Consider the following 17,423-nt stretch of genomic DNA (forward strand, 5'->3'; position numbering starts at 1 on the left):
CCCGGCATGACGGATTTCCGGGCGACGCTGTCGGCCAGATTGGGCGGCTACGGTAGCGCGCCCTTCATCCGGTTCGACCGAACCTGGTACTCCGGCAACGACATCACCGCCTACATCACCCGAGTGGAGGACCACCTGGCCCGCGCGGGTGTCGGTGCCGACGAGCCGGTCGGCCTGGTGGTGCGCAACCGGGTACCCCATGCCGCGGCCATCCTGGGGTTCATCGCCGCCGGCCGCCCGATCGTGATGATCTACTCCTATCAATCCGAGCAGGCGATCGCGCACGACATCACCGCACTGCGGCTCCCGGCGATCCTGGCCGACCGGCAGGACTGGACCGTCCCCGCACTGCGGGCCGCCGAGGATAGCGGGTCGGCCGCGATAGCGCTGTCGGGACCGGACCTCGGTGTCGAGGCACTTGCGCCGCGAACCGCGACCGACCCTGCTGCGCAGCAGTACCGCGCGGGCTTGCACATCCTCAGCAGCGGCACCACCGGAGCACCCAAACGAGTGCCGGTGCACATCGCGGCGCTGCAGCACACCATGCTGACCATGACCGTGGGGCAACAGCCCTCCGCCGACGATCCACCCGAATTGGTGTACTGGCCGTTCGGCAGCATCGGGGTCTGCCAGTTGCTGGTCGGCCCCTACCTCGGCAAACGCGTCGTGCTGCTGGAACGGTTCACCGTCGATGCCTGGGTGGATGCGGTCAAGACCTACCGGATCAAACGGACCGGCGTGCAACCCGCACTGCTGCGGATGCTGCTCGAGTCCGACGTGACGCGCGAGGATCTCGCGTCCCTGGAGTACCTGCCCGGCGGTTCGGGACCGCTCGAGCCGCAGCTGCGCGAGGAGTTCGAGTCGCGGTTCGGCATTCCGCTGTTCTGGGCTTACGGCGCAACGGAATTCGCTGGGTCGGTCTGTGCGTGGACACCCGAGCTGCATCGACGCTATGGAGCCACAAAACCCGACAGCTCCGGCAAGCCGCTACCGGGTGTGCAGGTACGGATCGTAGATCCCGACACCGGTGCCGAATTACCGGTCGGCGACCGTGGCCTGCTGGAAGCCCGGATCGACCTGGTGCGCCCGGACTGGATCCGCACCACCGATATCGCATCGGTGGACTCCGACGGGTTCATCACGGTGCACGGCAGAGCCGACGGGGCGATCAACCGCGGCGGGTTCAAGATCCTTCCCGAGACGGTGCGCGCGGTACTGGTCACCCATCCCGCCGTCCGCGATGCCTGCGTGGTAGGCATCCCCGATCCGCGGCTGGGTCAGGTCCCCGCCGCGGCGGTCGAACTACGCCACGACGCTCCGGTCCCGTCCACCGCCGAACTGACCGGACTGGTACGCCAGGCACTGCCCAGTCATCATGTGCCGGTGGCGATCACGGTCGTCGACGAACTGCCGCGCAATGCGGCCCTCAAGGTGCGACCGGCCGACGTCGCCGCGCTGTTCGACGCGCGAGGTTCATGACGGTGGCCCGAGCCGCAACGGCAGCGTAGGCAGCGCGCAGGTCGCCGACGGCCAGGTGATCTCCGGTACGAAACCTGGGGCGATGTCGAATTCGGGAATGCGGGCCAGCCATTGCGAGACGACGAGTTTGAGTTCCATCCGGGCCAGGTGGGACCCGAGGCAGCGGTGTGGCCCGCCGCCGAATCCCCAATGCTTGTGCACTTTTCCGTCCAGGACGAGGTCGTCGCCGGAACGTTCGTCGCTGCCGTCGCGGTTGATCGCGCCCAGGCACAGCCGCACCTGGGCGCCCGCCGGGATGTCGACACCGGCGACGGTGACCGGACGGGTGGTCGCTCTCCCGACGACGGGGGCCGCCGGTTCGAGTCGGATCATCTCCTCGACAAAGGCCGGGATCCCGTCGGGATCGTCGCGCAGACCGGCGCGCAACGCCGGCCGGCGGGCGAGTTCGAGCATCGTCGTGCCGATCGTTGCGGTGACGGTGTCCAGGCCGGCCAATACGAACACCAGCGACAACCCGATCGCCTCGTTGTCGTCGAGCGGGTCGGCGCCGTGCAGCAGCTCGGAGAGAATGCCCGGCCGCGGCTGCCGGCGTTGTCGCGCAACGGCCTCGGACAGATAGCCGAACAACTCCACCGTCGGGGTCAGGTCCACGCCGGCCGGGTCGTCGGTCAGGCTCAGCGCGATGATCGCATCCTTCCAGCCGACCAGGCGGTCGCGGTCCGCCAGCGGCAGCCCGAACAGGGTGAGGAACACCTGCGAGGGGTAGGGGGTGGCCAGTTCGGCCATCACCTCGCATGTGTCGCGACTGGCGATCCCGGAGATGATCTCGACGGCCTGGGACTGCAGTGCGGGCAGCAGGGCTGTCAGGGTCTGCGGGCTGAAGTAGCGGTGCAGCAACTGCCGGTACCGGGTGTGGTGGGGAGGGTCGAATCCCAGCGGCACCAGCGGTACCGGGCTGATCATGTCGTCGTAGGGGATCCGGGAGGAGAAGGTCTCCCAATCGCGCAGGGCGGCCGAGACGTCTTCGCGGCGAGTCAGGTAGTACCAGCCCTCGCCGTACAGGACAGGCCCCCGATCCCGCAGCGCCGCCCAGCCCTCCCCGCGATCCCGGGCCATCGGCAGGTCGGCGTAGCAGACGTGCGGCAGTGCCGGCGCCAGGTGCGTATCGGTCATCACCGCACCAGCCCCGGTGGCCGGACCAGGCCGAGGTCCAGATGGGTGACCCAGCCGGGGGCCGCGGCGCAGACCGCCGGAATGGTGTTGATGACACCCATCGCCGTCCAGTCATAACCCGGATGTGCCGAACCGCCGGCCCCTTTGAGGGTCAGTTCGGTGGGCGGATCGCCGTCGATGACGATCCGGTAGCGGGTCTCGCCCCAGTCCCATGCCGGTTCCAGTCTGTCGGGTGTCGCGGTGACATAGATCGCGTGAAAGACGATCAGCGGCCGTCCACCGGACCAGGCCGTCCACTCGTGATGCTGCGCGGCGACGGTGCCCGGCGCGATCGCACCCGCATCGTGCGGAATCGGTTCACGCGCGGTGGCCACGTCGACCTCGGCCGCGGTCACCTCGTCGATGGTGACCCCGAGCCCGTCGGCGATCATGTACATCGATTGCGCGAAGAACGGCAGCCCCAGGCCCAGTATCGTCGGTTCGGACAGGAAGGCGACCCTGTCCTTTCCGAATCCCATCCAGTCGATGTGATCCAGTGGTGCGTCGGCGATCACATCCACGACTTCGTAGACCCGGATGGTGTCGATTCGGCTCATCACCCGGGCCAGCGTGAGCGGTAGGACGTCGCCGGCGTAGCCGGGATGGATTCCGCCGCCGTGGAACGAGACTCCGCCGTCGCGGCATGCGGCGCGTATCGCCTCGGCGGGCTCTGCGAAATCCGGTGAAGGATAGAAGAATCCGCTGGTGGTCACGACGTTCTTGCCGGAGCGCAGCAGCCGGCACACGGTCGCTACGTCCATGATGACCGGCGTGTAGAACACGCAGTCGGCATCCAGTGCCACCATCGCGTCGACGTCGTCGGTGGTGATCACACCGGTGGGTGCGATGCCGACGATCTCCCCGGCGTCGCGACCCACCTTGTCCGGTGAATGCACCAGCACCCCGACGAGGTCATACACCTCATTGTCGGCGAAGTGCCGGACCCCGACCCGACCGACATCACCGGTCATCCACTGGATTACCCGTATCTTATTGTCCGGCATGTTGTCTGGCCGTTCTCTCTTCGTAGCGATCGACGAGTTCCCGGAAACGTAGTCGGTGGTATTGCGGGACGGGCTGAATACCCCAGATGTCCTGGGCGGTGTCCTTGCCCTCGGCCCCCTCGGGCGGTCCGAGCGGCGGGTAGGGGAACTTGCACTCCAGGTCGTCGTCGGAGTAGCGCACCTTGAGCAGTTCACTGCAGATCTGGGTGAGGCTCAGCGTCGGGTAGCCGTAGTAGACGGCCATGAACGGCAGGGTGAATGCGCCCTCGATGACCAGGGCCACCAGGCAGACGAAGGTGGCACGTTTGATCCAGGTGTGCATGCGCGCGTAGTAGGGCGTGGTGCCCGGGGGAAGCTCTTCGGCGGCGGTTTCCATCGTTGTGCTCCTCAGGTCAGTCGGTGAAGATCTCGCGGTTCACCGTGTGCAGGTAGGGAATTGCCAGGAAGGGGGTGATGTAGAAGATGTCGTAGAGCCACCAGCCGATGACCGGGAAGATGACGCCGGAAAACCGAACGTCGGCGAACATCGTCATGTTGAACACGTAGAGCACCCAGATCAGCACGCCCATCCAGCAGGTGACGACCATCCACTGGTGCCCCCAGCGCTTCATCTGCAGGAAGCCGATCGCGGCGGCGCAGCGCATCGCGAACACCGTGACGATCATGCCGAAGACCATGGACTTCTCCCCCGGTCCGGCGGCGCCGCCGACCCAGAGTTCGTTGTAGTGCCAGAAGTATCCGGCGTCGAACATGTGGCCCCAGCCGATCATCAGCACCCGGTTGATCAGGGTGTGGTTGGCGATCAGGTCCAGCGACCAGCCCAGGCTGTTGAGCATGCCGTCGATCAGCACCAGGTAGCCGATCAGGGTGACGATCATCGGCCGCACCGACAGCCCGGCGCGCTGGGCCTCGCGCTGCAGCCACACCCCGCGCATGAAGACCGGGAAGCCGATCAGCCCCGGCGCCCACATCCCCATCAGTGCCGCCCCGACGATCATCCATTTGTCGGCCCGCCGCTGGGCGAGACGGGATTGCTCCCGATGCTCGTCGAGGCTCACCGATGGGTTGGCGATCGTCATAGGTACCACCAGCCCCGATCGAACGACATGTAGAGCTGGATGAGGAACATCGTGAGCAGGTAGCCGTAGATGACGATCTGGAAGACGATCAGGGCCCGTTTGCGTTTCTGCTCTTGCCGGTCGGCCATTTCGGGCGTCCTTTCTATCGTGTGTCGGCGTCGAGAAGGCCTGCGGCCGCGATCTCGCGGAGCCCTTCGCCGATGGCACCGTCGGTACTCAGTGGGGCGAGGATGCACGCTTCGGCCGCTTCCAGTTCGCCGGCCCCGGCCGCGATGAGCTGGGCCGCGGTGACCAGGACCCGGGTCGACGGCGGTTCGAAGTGGAATGCCTCGTCGGCGGTCCGGATCGCGATGGCGCACTGCACCAGTCGTTGCGCGGCGGCGAGTTCGATGCCGGTCTCCGCGACGACGGCCTGCGCCTCCCGGTCGGGGGGAAGGTAGGTCATCGGCAGGGTGGCGAAGCGTTGCCGGAACGACGGTTTGAGCTCTTTCAACGAACTCCGGTACGCCGGGTTGTAGGAGCACACCAGCATGAATTCGTCCGGTGCCCGGATCACTTCGTCGGCACGGTCCAGATACAGGGTGCGACGGTGGTCGGTGAGCGAGTGCAGGATCGCCAGTGAATCGTGGCGTGCCTCGACCACCTCGTCGAGGTAGCAGATGGCTCCGGTTTTGACGGCCCGGGTCAGCGGCCCGTCGGTCCAGGTGACGTCACCGCCGGTCACCAGGAATCGTCCGACGAGATCCGAGCTGGTCAGGTCGTCATGGCAGCTGATGGTGATGACGGGCCGCCCCAGCAGTGAGCCCATGTGCTCGACGAAGCGGGTCTTGCCGCAGCCGGTCGGTCCGGTCAGCATCACCGGGATCTTGCGGGTGAAGGCCTGTTCGAAGAGCCGGACCTCGTTGCCGTTGGAATAGTAGGTGTCGCTACTCATCTGGTTCCCCTCTCACGTGCCGACCAGTTCCCGGTGCACGTGTGCCAGTACGCGCGGCAGGTCTTCGACCCGGCTGATGCGTTGTGAGCGTTTGGGTCCGAACACCTCGGGCAACGGGTCGACGCGGGTCGGGCCGACGCCCACGTAGTAGACCGACACGCCGGCGTCGTTGGCCTCGGTCACCGCGTGCGCGGCGTCCGACCAGGCGTACCTGCCCTCGTAGCCCTCGTCGGAGATCATCCCGTCACCGATGATGATGAGCAGTCGGCGCTCGGCGGGCTGGTCCAGCAGTCGGCTGGTCAGATGCCGGATCGGGGCACCGAGTCGGGTGTAGCCGCCGGCGGACAGTCCCAGACCGCTCGGCGGGACGAAGCGGGCCTCCGGAAAGTCCTTCAGGCAGCGGACTTCCACCCGGTGCCGGGTATTGCCGGTGAACACGAAGATGCCGTGCCGTTCACGGGCGTGGCTCATCGCCCGGGACAACGCATCCGCGCAGGCCAACTCCAGCCGGAACACCCGGCCCCCGTGCACTCCCAGCGACGAGCTGCCGTCGAGCAGCAGCGCGGTGCTGACATCGCGGTCACACGGCAACAGCTCGCGGAACAGTCTCGGCTCGCCGGCCTCCCCGGTGCGCAGGTCCACGTAATGGCGGACGTACTGGTCGATATCGAGATCCGACCCGTCTTCAAGCCGGTTGATCATGGCGCGGTGGGTGTCGCGCTGGAACCACTTGCGCAGGTCGGCCGATGTCGTGGTGGCGGCACCCACGCTGCGGTCCCGCGCCGACTCCACCACCGCGACATGGTCGGGCATCAGGCGCTGGGTCCAGGCGTTCCACTCCGGATACGGGATCCCCGGCCGGTGCTCGGGAGTGACATCGCTGTCGTTGTCCTGCGGCCGCGACGGCGGCGGCAGGTTCGGATTGCGGACCCCGCCGTCACCGCCGACCGGTACCGAGTACGGCCGCGGCAGCCGCTTTTGTGTTGTGGTCCAAGGCATCCTGCCGAACTGCCGGCGCAGCCTGTCGGCCAGCCCGGTGGGCGCGGTGTAGACCGCCGGCAGCCGGCCGAGTAGCGGGTCGAGCTCGGGCCGATCGGGGCCCTGCGCCATCTCGACGGCGCGGGCGATCATGTCGCGGGCGTCGAGGTGCGGGTCCGCCGGGGCGAGATCGGGCAGCAGCCGGGCGAACTCCGGCATCAGGCCGGGCCACCGCGTCGCGATCCAGCCCAGGGCGACGCCGGCTTCGATGAGGGTCAGTGCCCGCAGTTCGCGCACGGTCAGTTCGTTGATCCGGTACTGGCCCACCCGGTCTTTCGACGACGAGCACTGCAGCGCGATGCCACAGGTCAGCGATCGCCGGGTCCAGTCGCCGCGCGCCGGCGGGTAGGGCACGTGGACGTGGCTGCGCGATGTGCTCAGGCCGAATCCGCGGTGTTCGCCGGTGACCAGTCGGGCGCCGGCGCGGTTCTGTTCGCTCAGGGCGACGGCGGTGACCGAGCAGCTGCGTTCCAATGCCATGGCGGCGGTCTGGTCGAGGTCGGCCATCAGCCCGGGCTCAGAACGTGCCGATGTTGGAGAACATCCAGTACCAGAACCAGATGACCAGACCCGTGCCGCCCCACGCCGCGACGTAGCGCAGGATCTCCCAGACGTAGTCCACGGTCGAGCCTCCTCGTTGACGGCATCATCGGCCCTGTCGACCGGTGCATCGTTTCTAACCCACTTACTGACTCCAGTCAATAGAAATGGGGTCAGTCGGTGAAGATCTCGCGGTTGACCGTGTGCAGATACGGGATGGCCAGGAAGGGGGTGATGTAGAAGATGTCGTAGAGCCACCAGCCCACGACCGGAAAGATCACCCCGGCGAAGCGCACGTCGGCGAACATCGTCATGTTGAACACGTACAGCACCCAGATCACCACCCCCATCCAGCAGGTGACGACCATCCACTGATGCCCCCAGCGCTTCATCTGCAGGAAGCCGATCCCCGCCGCGATCCGCATCGTGAAGACGGTCAGGATCATGCCCGCTTCCATGGCCTTCTCCCCCGGCCCGGCGGCGCCGCCCACCCACAGTTCGTTGAAATGCCAGAAGTATCCGGCGTCGAACATGTATCCCCAACCGCTGAGCAGCACCCGGGCCAGCAGGGTGTGGCTACCGATCAGGTCCAGCGCCCATCCCACGGTGTTGATCGCCGCATCGACCACGACCAGGTATCCCAGCAGCGTCACCAGCATCGGCCGCACCGACATGCCGTCGCGCTGAGCACGCCGCAGCAGCCACACGCCGCGCAGGAACAACGGCAGGCCGAAGATTCCGAGCGCCGCGGTGCCGATCAGGATGCTTCCGCCGATCAGCCATTTGTCCGCCTGCCGCTGGGCTAGGCGGGACGCTTCCATATGGTCGTCGACCGACAGTGCACTGCCCATGCTGACTGACTGTAGTCATGCAATATCGTCGACGACAAGACTCGATCAGCCGACCGGGGCCATACTGCGCACGGTGCGCCTCACCAGGTCTTCGAGCAGTTCGTGACGCATCGGATCGTTGGTGGTGATCGCCAATGCGTAAAGACCGAGCAGGAAGAACACCGCGCTGTTGATCGGCCGGACCTCCGGATCGACCTCACCCTGGGCCTGGGCCTGCTCGATGCGCTTGCCCAGCAGCAAGACCAGCGAGTGATCGCCACCCCCTTCGGCGGCCGGCCGGGTCTGGGAGAAGTGCAGTGCCAGAAAATCTTTGAACAACAACTCGCCCAGGCGTCGTTCCAGTCCCAGCACCAGCCGAACGGCTTCGGTCAACGCGGATTCGAGGTCGTGCCCCTTGTCCAGGTACCGACCGAACTGCTTTGCCATCCGGTCTTCTTCACGCTTCTCGAGCTCGAGCAGCACGTGCTCCTTGGTGGGGAAGTGAAAGAAGAACGTGCCGTGCGCGACACCGGCGGCCGCGACGATTGCACCCACGTCGGCCTGGGCCATTCCGGTCCGTTTGAACTCGGCGGTCGCCGCCCCCAGCAGTCGTTCCCGGGTCTGCAGGCGCTTGGTTTCGCGCGCCGACACCTTCTCCGTCTTATCCACCACGGCCACGACAGTATCGCCTCGGCGCGCCCGCACGCACGGCGATGACTCAGGTCAACGTCGGCGTCTCTTCCAGCGCGGCGGCGATCAGCGCCCGGATGTTGTTCCGGCAGCGACCGCACACCGTTCCGGCCCCGGTACGCTCACCGATCTGCCTGGTGGTCGTGGCGCCGGCGCGGGCGGCGTCGATCACTTCTTGACTGGTGACCCCGGTGCACAGGCAGACGTACACGGCGTATCACGCCCCGGCCGCGGCCCTTGTCTGCAGCTGCGCCTTGTCCACCTTGCCGGTGGCGTTCAGCGGCAACTGATCGATGAAACTCACCGAGCGGGGCACCTTGAATCCGGCCATCCGGTCCCGGCTCCATGCGATCAGCTCCGCCTCGGATGTCTGGGCACCGGGTGCGGTCACCACGAACGCCTTGCCCACCTGCCCCATCCGCTCGTCGGGCACACCGATCACCGCCACCTGCGAGATCGCCGGATGCTCCACCAGGAAGCCCTCGATCTCGGCGGGGTAGGCGTTGAAGCCGCCGACGATGAACATGTCCTTCTTGCGGCCGACGATCCGCAGCCGGCCGGCGTCGTCGAGGGTGCCGACGTCGCCGGTGTGCAACCACCCCTGCGCGTCGATCGCCTCGGCGGTGGCCGCCGGGTCGTCGAGGTAGCCGACCATCACGTTGTAGCCGCGCACCAGGACCTCGCCGTCGTCGGCGATGCGCACCTCGATGTCGTCGCACGCCAGCCCGGCGGTGGTCGCGATGTCTTCGAACGAGTCACCGCGACGCGATGCGGTCACCGTGCCGGCTTCGGTGAGTCCGTATCCGGTCATGATCGACTTGAAGGGCAACTCGCTGCGGATCCGCCGGATCAGATCCACCGGGATGTCGGCGGCACCGGTGACGGCGGCGCGCAGCGACGACAGGTCGCGCGTCGGACCCGCGTCCAGCAGTGACTGATACAGCGTCGGCGGCCCGGGAAGCATCGTGATGCGTTCGGTCTCAATGAGTTCGGCGACGGTGTCGACGTCGAAGACCCGCACCGGAACCATGGTGGCGCCCCGGATGCAGGAGGCGATGCAGCCGGCCTTGTAGCCGAACGTGTGGAAGTAGGGGTTGACCATCAGGTAGCGGTCGCCCTCGCGGAGGTCGGCCAGGTCGCACCATTCGGCGTAGAGCCGCAGGTTCTGCCGGTGGGTCATCATCACGCCCTTGGGCCGACCCGTGGTGCCGGAGGTGAAGATGATGTCGGCGACATCGCCGCCGCCGACGGGACGGTGCAGCGGCGACCCGGAACTCAAGAAGTCCGATTTCAGGTCGATCACCGGCACTCCGGGCGGGGCGGTGAAATCCAGTCCGAGGAAGCCCTTCTCGACCAGGACCAGCTTGGCGCCGCTGCGGCGGATGATGTCGGAGGCCTCGGTCGGCTTGAACCGGGTGTTGACCGGGACCAGCACGCCGCCGGCGGTCAGCAACCCGAAGGCCGCGATGATCCATTCCGCGGAGTTGGGCGCCCAGATCGCGGCCCGATCACCCTTGGCGATGCCTGCGGCGGCGAATGCGCCTGCCGCGCAACGAACCCGGTCGGCCAGCTGGTTGAAGCTCAGCCGCACCGGGCCGTCGGCGATCGCTTCGGCATCCCCGAAGCGATCGCCGACGCTCAGGACCATCTCCGGGATGGTCTCCCAGCGTGGCACCCCTAGACGGTGACGAGCCGACCGAGGTTGCCGCCCATGATCTTCGCCTGGTCCTCGACGGGCAGGTGCGACAGCGCGGTGATGTAGTGCGTCGGCTCGGCCAGGCCCTCCGGGTGCGGCCAGTCCGAACCGTAGAGCACCTGCTCCACACCGACGAGGTTGATCAGGTCGTCGATGCCCTCTTCGTAGAAGGGGCTGACGTAGATCCGGTTCTTGATCTCTTCCATCGGGTTGCCCAGGAAGGCCTCCGGCGCCTTGCGGTAGACCTCCGCCATGGAGTCCAGCAGTGGGAACATCCACTTGGAGCCGGCTTCGACGATGCCGACCTTGAGCTTCGGGTGCCGGAACAGCGCACCGTGGATGACCCAGGAGGCCACCGCGTCCTGGATCGGCCGCCACTCGTTGAGGATGCCCATCGCGTTGGTCTGGAACGGCAGCATCTCCTCGACCGCGCCGTCCCACTCCGAGGTGTAACGCGAGTAGCCGCTGTCCGAGGAGTGCATGCCGATGAAGACGTCGTACTCGACGCACTTCTCCCAGAACGGGTCGAACTCCGGCAGCGCGAACGAGCGCGGGCCGCGGAAGCCGGGCACCGGAGCCGGGCGGATCAGGATGGCACGGGCGCCGCGCTTGACGCACCACTCCAGTTCCTCGATGGCCTTCTCCACGATCGGCAGGGTGATGACCGGGGTGGTGAAGATGCGGTTCTTGTAGTTGAAGCCCCAGACCTCGTCCAGCCACTGGTTGAGCGCATGCACGATGACGTGGATGGTGACCGGGTCGTCGCGCAGCCGCTCCTCGATGAGGCTGGCCAGGGTCGGGAACATCAGCGAGCGGTCGACGCCCAGTTCGTCCATCAGCTCCAGCCGGGGGGCGGGCTCGAAGAACGCCGGGATGGACTTCATCGGCTCGCCGAACAGCTCACGCTTGCTCTTGCCGTCGGGGTTGCCGTACTTGAAGTACTCCTCCCAGGCGCCGGGCTTGGCGACCACGGAGAACGTGGGGTTGGGGATGTAGTTACTGATCTGGCCGCGGATGGCGATCTTGGTACGCCCGTTGACCTCGACGTACTGGACGACGTCCTTGTACTCCTTGGGCAGGTACTTCGTCAGCGCTTCCGGCGGCTCGTACAGGTGGTTGTCCGCGTCGAACAAGGGGAACGGAACGTCGACGCGATGTGACAGTTGACCCATGAAACGCTCCTTTTCGGTTCGTGAGAATCATATTCTCACTGCGGTGTGGTTGCAACACTGTCTGTGAGTTCCTTGCGGACCAGGTATTTCTGCACCTTGCCGCTGGCGGTACGCGGGAAGTCGGCCACCTCGCGCAGCTCCTCGGGCCACTTCTGCCGGGCCACTCCGGCCGACTCGAAGTGCGCCCGCACCTCGGCCAGCTCGGGCATGGCCTGCCCCGGTTTGAGTCGCAGTACCGCGACCGCCCGCTCCCCCAGCCGGGCGTCCGGCGCCGCGACCACGATCGCCTCGGCGACCGCCGGCATGGTCAGCAGGACGTCCTCGACCTCGACCGCGCTGATGTTCTCGCCGCCGCGGATGATCACGTCGGCTTTGCGATCGGTGATGGTCAGATAACCGTCGGCGTCGAGCACCCCGATGTCGCCGGTGTGATACCAGCCGTCGGCGTCGAACGCCGCCTCGGTCAGCGCATCGTCGGTGTAACCCAGGCACAGGTCGGGGCCACGGCTGAGGATCTCGCCGTCGTCGGCCAGCCGCACCTCGACACCGGGCCGCGCATCGCCGTCGGTGAACAGCCGTTTGTCCTCGGCGGCGGTCGGGCGCGAACCGGTGATCGACGGATGCTCGGTGCTGCCGTAGGAGCGGAAGACGAAGATGCCCAGATCGGCCAGCCGGCGGGTGACCGCGCCCGGCACCGTGGATCCGCCGAGCCCGACATGGCGGATGTGGCGCAGGTGTTCGTCGGTGAAGTCCGGGTGGTCGAGCAGGCTGGTGACGAAGTACGGCGGCCCGCCGCCGATCGACACCCCCTGTTCGGTCATCAGGGCCAGCACCTTGGCGGGGTCCCAGACATCGGCGAGGTCGATCGGGGTGCCCTCGAGGACCGGGATCAGAAATGCCCCGACCATGCCGATGAAATGCCCGACCGGCGTGGCGGTGAGCTGACGGCCGCGATCGGTGGGGTAGTTGGCGAGCAGTTGGCGTGTCTCGAAGCACAGCGTCTGGTGACTGTGGATCACGCCCTTGGGCTCGCGGGTGGTGCCCGAGGTGAACGCGATCAACGCCGGCGCGCCGGGATCGGCGGCCAGCGTGCCGGCCATCGGCTCGTCGGCGAGCAGGTCCTCGAAATCGACGACGTTGCCGCGCACCACGCCGGCCTCCCGCGCACCCACCACCCCGACGACGGGGATGTCGGCGCACAACTCGGGGTGAAAACTCATCCGGCCGAACCGCTCGGCGGTGATGAAGACCCGCGGCTTGCTCGCGGACAGGATGAAGCCCAGCTCTCGGGGGCCGTAGAAGTGCACGACGGGCACCACCACCGCGCCCAGGAACGACGCGGCCCAGAACGCCGCGGCGGCCTCCATCCAGTTCGGCAGTTGCAGCGCGATCACGTCGCCGGGGCCGACCCCGCGGTCCCGCAGGCCCGCTGCCAGTCGGCGGGCGACCCGTTCCACGTCGCGGAAATCTCCGCGCCACGGCCGGACCTCCGAGTGCACCTCGAACCCGACTTCCGGCTTCGCGGCCAGCCCGGTGGCGAGCAGGTCACCGAGGGTTTCGCGGGTCCACCAACCCTGCTCTTCGTAGCGCCGGACCAGGTCGGCGGGAATCTTTCGCATGGTGTCCGCGATGATATTCTCCGTTTTTGAGAATGCCAATATCTTGAGCGGAGAGCCATGGGTCACGACGGTCGGGACGAGCTGGACGTACAACTGGATGACGGCCTGGCCATCATCACCATCGACCGGCCCCACGCACGCAACGCGATCGCGCCGGAGACCATGGAGCAACTCGACCGCGCATTGGACAAGGTGGCCGGGGCGCAGGCTCTGGTGATCACCGGCGGCGGCGATCGCGCTTTCGTCTCCGGCGGCGACCTCAAGCAGCTCGCGGCGCTGCGCACCGAACCGGAGGCCGCCGCCATGGCCTGGCGGATGCGCGGCCTGTGCGACCGGATCGCCGCCTTCCCCGCGCCGGTGATCGCCGCGATGAACGGCCACGCACTGGGCGGCGGCGCCGAGGTGGCGGTCGCCGCGGATATCCGGATCGCGGCCGCCGACGTCAAGATCGCCTTCAACCAGGTGTCGCTGGCGATCATGCCCGCCTGGGGCGGCGCCGAACGGTTGGGCCGACTGGTCGGCCACAGCGAGGCACTGCTGCTGGCCGGCAGCGGAACCATGCTGGACGCCGCCGAGGCGCACCGGATAGGGCTGATCAACCGGGTGGTGCCCCGGGAGTCGTTCGACGCCGAATGGCGTGCACTGGCCCGGTCGCTGGCCAATACCTCGGCCGGCGAGATCAAGCGGGTGCTCGGCGGCGCAACGCCGGACGAGGCGGTGGCGGCCTTCGCCCGCCTGTGGGTCGCCGACGAGCACTGGGCGGCCGCCGATCGGCTACAGCAGGGCAGGAAGCAGGGTTAATGCCCGACGGGGCCCGACGCCATGGCGATGCCGGAGACCGGCACCTGCGGCGGCGGGTCGCCCTCGATCCGGTGCAGCCAGCGCTCGACGAACTCCACCGTCTCGGCATGACCGAGGGTCATGCCCAGCGCCTCCTTCTCGATCATCAACATCCGCGAGGCGCTGGTCATCAGCAGGATCAGCACCATCGGCGGGAACTCCGCGTCGTCGACGCCGTACCGCTCGAACACGCCGGCGACTACCTCGACCTGCTGGGCGCGCAATCGCTCGGCGTAGCTGGCGATCTCGGCGCGCAGCACCTCACGCTCGTTGGCGAGCGTGATGAACTGCATGGTCAACGCCGTCCATGCCGGTTCGGTGTTGAACCGCCACAGCGCCCACAGCGGTTGCTCGGATTCCAGCACCGCGGTCTGTTCGGCCAAGCCCTGGTCGCCGCGCCGGCGGAACATCTCCAGGAACAGGTCGTCCATGGTGCGGAAGTAGTAGTGCACCAGTTGGTGTTTGAGCCCGGCCCGTTCGGCGACCCGGCGCGAGCTGACCGCGCCGGCTCCGGCGGTCAGCAGAAGCTCTTCCGCCGCATCCAGCAGCAACGTCCGGTTCTTTGCGTCCGGCGCCCCAATTCGGCGCTGTCCCTTACCCGATTCGGGCATACAGTTCGCTCCGCATCGTCGTCATCCTCGCTACACGTCCGGCGGTCATCGTAATGGCGCCGCAACTCTTGACCCCTTATCCCCGCCCATGCTAAGCAGGTGCACAGCACCTGTCAGCCCGTTCCGCAGAGAGGCCCACGTTGACTGACTTCGCGACGATCGATTTCTTCACCGATCAGTCCCTGGTACCCGATCCCCACCCGTACTTCGACTACCTGCGGGACAAGGGCCCGGTCACTCCGCTGGGGGTGTACGACGTCGTCGCGGTGACCGGTCACGAGGAGGCCAACGAGATCTACCGCGACTCCGACACGTACTCGAACCTGGTCGCGGTCGGCGGGCCGTTCCCGCCGCTGCCGTTCACCCCCGAGGGTGACGACATCAGCGAGCAGATCGAGGCGAACCGCCACCTGATGCCGATGACCGAGCACATGGTCACCATGGACCCGCCGATGCACACCAAGGCCCGGTCCCTGCTGAGCCGGCTGCTCACGCCGAAGCGGCTCAAGGAGAACCAGGACTTCATGTGGCAGCTGGCCGACCGCCAGCTCGACTACTTCATCGAGGACGGCAGTTGTGAATTCCTGGCCTCCTACGCCCGGCCGTTCGCGCTGCTGGTGATCGCCGACCTGCTCGGCGTGCCCGAGGAAGACCGGCCGCTGTTCCAGGAGGTGCTGGGTGCACCGCAGCCGGGTGCCCGCATCGGCTCGCTGGACCACGAGGAGTTGGCCCACGACCCGCTGGCCTGGCTGGATGACAAGTTCAGTCGCTACCTGTCCGAGCGACGCGAAACCCCCCGCGGGGACGTGCTGACCGACCTGGCCACCGCCACCTACGAAGACGGCTCCATCCCGGAGATCGCCGACGTGGTCAAGAGCGCCACATTCCTGTTCGGCGCCGGGCAGGAGACCACCACCAAGCTGCTCAGCGCAGCGCTGCGGTTCCTGGCCGAAGACCCCGAACTGGTCGAGCAACTGCGCACCGACCGCAGCAAGATCCCGAACTTCCTCGAGGAGACCCTGCGGCTGGAGAGCCCGGTCAAGACCGACCCCCGACTGGTCCGCAAGACCACCACGCTGGGCGGGGTGAAGCTCAAGGCGGGCACGGTCGTGGTGATGTTCCCCGGCGCGGTCAACCGCGATCCGCGCAAGTTCGACAACCCGCACGAGTTGCGGATCGACCGGCCGAACGTCCGCGAGCACCTGGCGTTCGCACGCGGCAGCCACACCTGCCCGGGTTCGCCGCTGGCCCGCGCCGAGAGCCGCATCTCACTGGAACGAATCCTGGACCGGATGACCGACATCCGGCTCGACGAGTCCCAGCACGGTCCGGCCGGCGACCGCCGGTTCACCTTCGAACCGACGTTCATCCTGCGCGGCCTGACCGAACTGCACCTGGAGTTCAGCCCGGTCAAGGCCCCGGCCGCCGCCAGTCTGTAAGCCACCACCCCGCCAAGACGAGGAACCGACGACCATGACGGTGACCGCCACCGACGAAGCCCGCTACGACCCGTACGACATCGACCTCAACGGCGATCCGTACCCGATGTTCCGTCGGCTCCGCGAGGAAGCGCCGCTGTACTACAACGCCGAACACGACTTCTACGCACTGAGCCGGTTCGACGACGTCAACAAGGGTCTGGTCGACCACCAGACGTTCAGTTCGGCGCGCGGCGCCATTCTGGAGCTGATCAAGGCCAACACCCCGATCCCGCCGGGACTGATCCTCTTCGAGGACCCGCCGGTGCACGACATCCACCGCAAACTGCTGGCCCGGATGTTCACCCCGCGCAAGATCGCCGAACTGGAAACCAAGATCCGCGAGTACTGCGCCCGCTGCCTCGACCCGCTGGTGGGCACCGGAAACCTCGACTTCGTGACCGACCTGGGCGCGCAGATGCCGATGCGGGTCATCGGCATGTTGGTGGGCATCCCCGAGGCCGACCAGGAGGTCATCCGGGACCGCTCCAACGACAGCATGCGCACCGAGGCCGGCAAGCCCATGACGATCGCGTCGGAGGGCTTCGACGACGGCTCGATCTTCGCCGACTATCTCGACTGGCGGGTCAAGCACCCGTCCGACGACATCATGACCGAACTGCTCAACGTCGAGTTCACCGACGAAACCGGCGTCACCCGGAAACTGTCGCGCGACGAGTTGCTGATGTACGTGATGCTGGTGGCCGGGGCCGGGAACGAGACCACCACCCGGTTGATCGGATGGACGGGCAAGGTGCTGGCCGAGCATCCCGACCAGCGTCGCCAGTTGGTGGAGAACCCCGCGCTGATCCCGCAGGCGATCGAAGAACTGCTCCGTTTCGAACCGCCGGCGCCGCACGTCGCCCGCTATGTCACCCGCGACGTGGAGTACTACGGCCAGACCGTTCCCGAGGGCAGCGTGATGATGATGCTGATCGGTGCGGCCAACCGCGATCATCGCCGCTTCGCCCCCGACGGCGACGTCTTCGACATTCACCGCGAGGCGCGCCAGCACCTGACGTTCAGCGTGGGCGCGCACTACTGCCTGGGGGCCGCCCTGGCCCGCCTGGAGGGCCGGGTAGCCCTGGAGGAGATCCTCAAGCGCTTCCCCGAGTGGGATGTCGACCTGTCCAAGGCCGCGCTGTCCCCGACGTCGACGGTCCGCGGCTGGGAATCCATGCCCGCATCCTTCTGATGAATC

Annotated in this window: 18 protein-coding genes; 4 read left to right on the forward strand and 14 right to left on the reverse strand. The window is 67.2% G+C overall.

Annotated elements, in window-relative coordinates; translation table 11 throughout:
- Nucleotides 1–6 precede the first annotated feature (6 nt).
- A complete protein-coding gene (locus RCP38_RS15750; protein WP_308473859.1) occupies nucleotides 7–1,479 on the forward strand; it encodes a class I adenylate-forming enzyme family protein in 1,473 nt (490 codons plus the stop codon).
- Here RCP38_RS15750 and RCP38_RS15755 read toward each other — a convergent pair.
- The 13 genes from RCP38_RS15755 to RCP38_RS15815 all read right to left on the reverse strand — a co-directional run bounded on the left by RCP38_RS15755 (nucleotide 1,474) and on the right by RCP38_RS15815 (nucleotide 13,293).
- Nucleotides 1,474–2,652 (reverse strand): cytochrome P450, encoded by a 1,179-nt coding sequence (locus RCP38_RS15755; protein WP_308473860.1) that lies wholly within the window; start codon nucleotides 2,650–2,652, stop codon nucleotides 1,474–1,476. The genes RCP38_RS15750 and RCP38_RS15755 overlap by 6 nt on opposite strands.
- The gene (locus RCP38_RS15760; protein WP_308473861.1) at nucleotides 2,652–3,695 is read right to left on the reverse strand and encodes an NAD(P)H-dependent amine dehydrogenase family protein; all 1,044 of its coding nucleotides are present in this window, start codon (nucleotides 3,693–3,695) and stop codon (nucleotides 2,652–2,654) included. The genes RCP38_RS15755 and RCP38_RS15760 overlap by 1 nt, the downstream gene beginning before the upstream one ends.
- A complete protein-coding gene (locus RCP38_RS15765; RefSeq protein ID WP_308473862.1) occupies nucleotides 3,682–4,071 on the reverse strand; it encodes a hypothetical protein in 390 nt (129 codons plus the stop codon). Before RCP38_RS15765 ends, RCP38_RS15760 begins: the two co-directional genes overlap by 14 nt.
- A 16-nt stretch (nucleotides 4,072–4,087) precedes the next feature.
- A complete protein-coding gene (locus RCP38_RS15770) occupies nucleotides 4,088–4,774 on the reverse strand; it encodes a hypothetical protein (protein WP_308473863.1) in 687 nt (228 codons plus the stop codon).
- Entirely contained in the window at nucleotides 4,771–4,902 is a 132-nt protein-coding gene (locus RCP38_RS15775) for a hypothetical protein (RefSeq protein ID WP_308473864.1), read from the reverse strand. Before RCP38_RS15775 ends, RCP38_RS15770 begins: the two co-directional genes overlap by 4 nt.
- Before the next feature lie 14 nt (nucleotides 4,903–4,916).
- Complete coding sequence (locus RCP38_RS15780; protein ID WP_308473865.1) at nucleotides 4,917–5,708, reverse strand: CbbQ/NirQ/NorQ/GpvN family protein; 792 nt, start codon at nucleotides 5,706–5,708, stop codon at nucleotides 4,917–4,919.
- Nucleotides 5,709–5,720: 12 nt separating this feature from the next.
- Nucleotides 5,721–7,253, reverse strand: coding sequence for a nitric oxide reductase activation protein NorD (locus RCP38_RS15785; RefSeq protein ID WP_308473866.1), 1,533 nt, complete (start codon nucleotides 7,251–7,253; stop codon nucleotides 5,721–5,723).
- Nucleotides 7,254–7,459: 206 nt separating this feature from the next.
- A complete protein-coding gene (locus RCP38_RS15790) occupies nucleotides 7,460–8,137 on the reverse strand; it encodes a hypothetical protein (protein ID WP_308473867.1) in 678 nt (225 codons plus the stop codon).
- A gap of 45 nt (nucleotides 8,138–8,182) precedes the next feature.
- The gene (locus RCP38_RS15795; RefSeq protein WP_373692376.1) at nucleotides 8,183–8,788 is read right to left on the reverse strand and encodes a TetR/AcrR family transcriptional regulator; all 606 of its coding nucleotides are present in this window, start codon (nucleotides 8,786–8,788) and stop codon (nucleotides 8,183–8,185) included.
- A 46-nt stretch (nucleotides 8,789–8,834) separates the two neighbouring features.
- Nucleotides 8,835–9,017, reverse strand: coding sequence for a (2Fe-2S)-binding protein (locus tag RCP38_RS15800; RefSeq protein WP_308473868.1), 183 nt, complete (start codon nucleotides 9,015–9,017; stop codon nucleotides 8,835–8,837).
- A gap of 6 nt (nucleotides 9,018–9,023) precedes the next feature.
- Entirely contained in the window at nucleotides 9,024–10,481 is a 1,458-nt protein-coding gene (locus RCP38_RS15805; RefSeq protein WP_308473869.1) for a FadD3 family acyl-CoA ligase, read from the reverse strand.
- A 2-nt stretch (nucleotides 10,482–10,483) separates the two neighbouring features.
- Nucleotides 10,484–11,674, reverse strand: a complete 1,191-nt coding sequence (locus tag RCP38_RS15810) for an amidohydrolase family protein (RefSeq protein WP_308473870.1) — start codon at nucleotides 11,672–11,674, stop codon at nucleotides 10,484–10,486.
- Between the two features lie 35 nt (nucleotides 11,675–11,709).
- Entirely contained in the window at nucleotides 11,710–13,293 is a 1,584-nt protein-coding gene (locus RCP38_RS15815) for an AMP-binding protein (protein ID WP_308473871.1), read from the reverse strand.
- 57 nt (nucleotides 13,294–13,350) lie between these two features.
- On the opposite strand from RCP38_RS15815, the gene RCP38_RS15820 reads away from it, so the two are divergent.
- The gene (locus tag RCP38_RS15820; protein ID WP_308473872.1) at nucleotides 13,351–14,094 is read left to right on the forward strand and encodes an enoyl-CoA hydratase/isomerase family protein; all 744 of its coding nucleotides are present in this window, start codon (nucleotides 13,351–13,353) and stop codon (nucleotides 14,092–14,094) included.
- Here RCP38_RS15820 and RCP38_RS15825 read toward each other — a convergent pair.
- Nucleotides 14,091–14,744 carry a TetR family transcriptional regulator gene (locus RCP38_RS15825; RefSeq protein WP_308473873.1) on the reverse strand — a complete coding sequence of 218 codons (654 nt, stop codon included), beginning with the start codon at nucleotides 14,742–14,744 and terminating at the stop codon, nucleotides 14,091–14,093. The two genes, RCP38_RS15820 and RCP38_RS15825, sit on opposite strands and share 4 nt — an antisense overlap.
- Before the next feature lie 140 nt (nucleotides 14,745–14,884).
- Between RCP38_RS15825 and RCP38_RS15830 the strand changes: the two genes are divergently transcribed.
- Together RCP38_RS15830 and RCP38_RS15835 are read left to right on the forward strand one after the other, a co-directional pair.
- Complete coding sequence (locus RCP38_RS15830; protein ID WP_308473874.1) at nucleotides 14,885–16,183, forward strand: cytochrome P450; 1,299 nt, start codon at nucleotides 14,885–14,887, stop codon at nucleotides 16,181–16,183.
- A gap of 34 nt (nucleotides 16,184–16,217) precedes the next feature.
- The gene (locus RCP38_RS15835) at nucleotides 16,218–17,417 is read left to right on the forward strand and encodes a cytochrome P450 (RefSeq protein WP_308473875.1); all 1,200 of its coding nucleotides are present in this window, start codon (nucleotides 16,218–16,220) and stop codon (nucleotides 17,415–17,417) included.
- Nucleotides 17,418–17,423: the final 6 nt, after the last annotated feature.

It is taken from the genome of Mycolicibacter sp. MU0083 (genome assembly GCF_963378075.1).
GTDB lineage: Bacteria > Actinomycetota > Actinomycetes > Mycobacteriales > Mycobacteriaceae > Mycobacterium > Mycobacterium kokjensenii.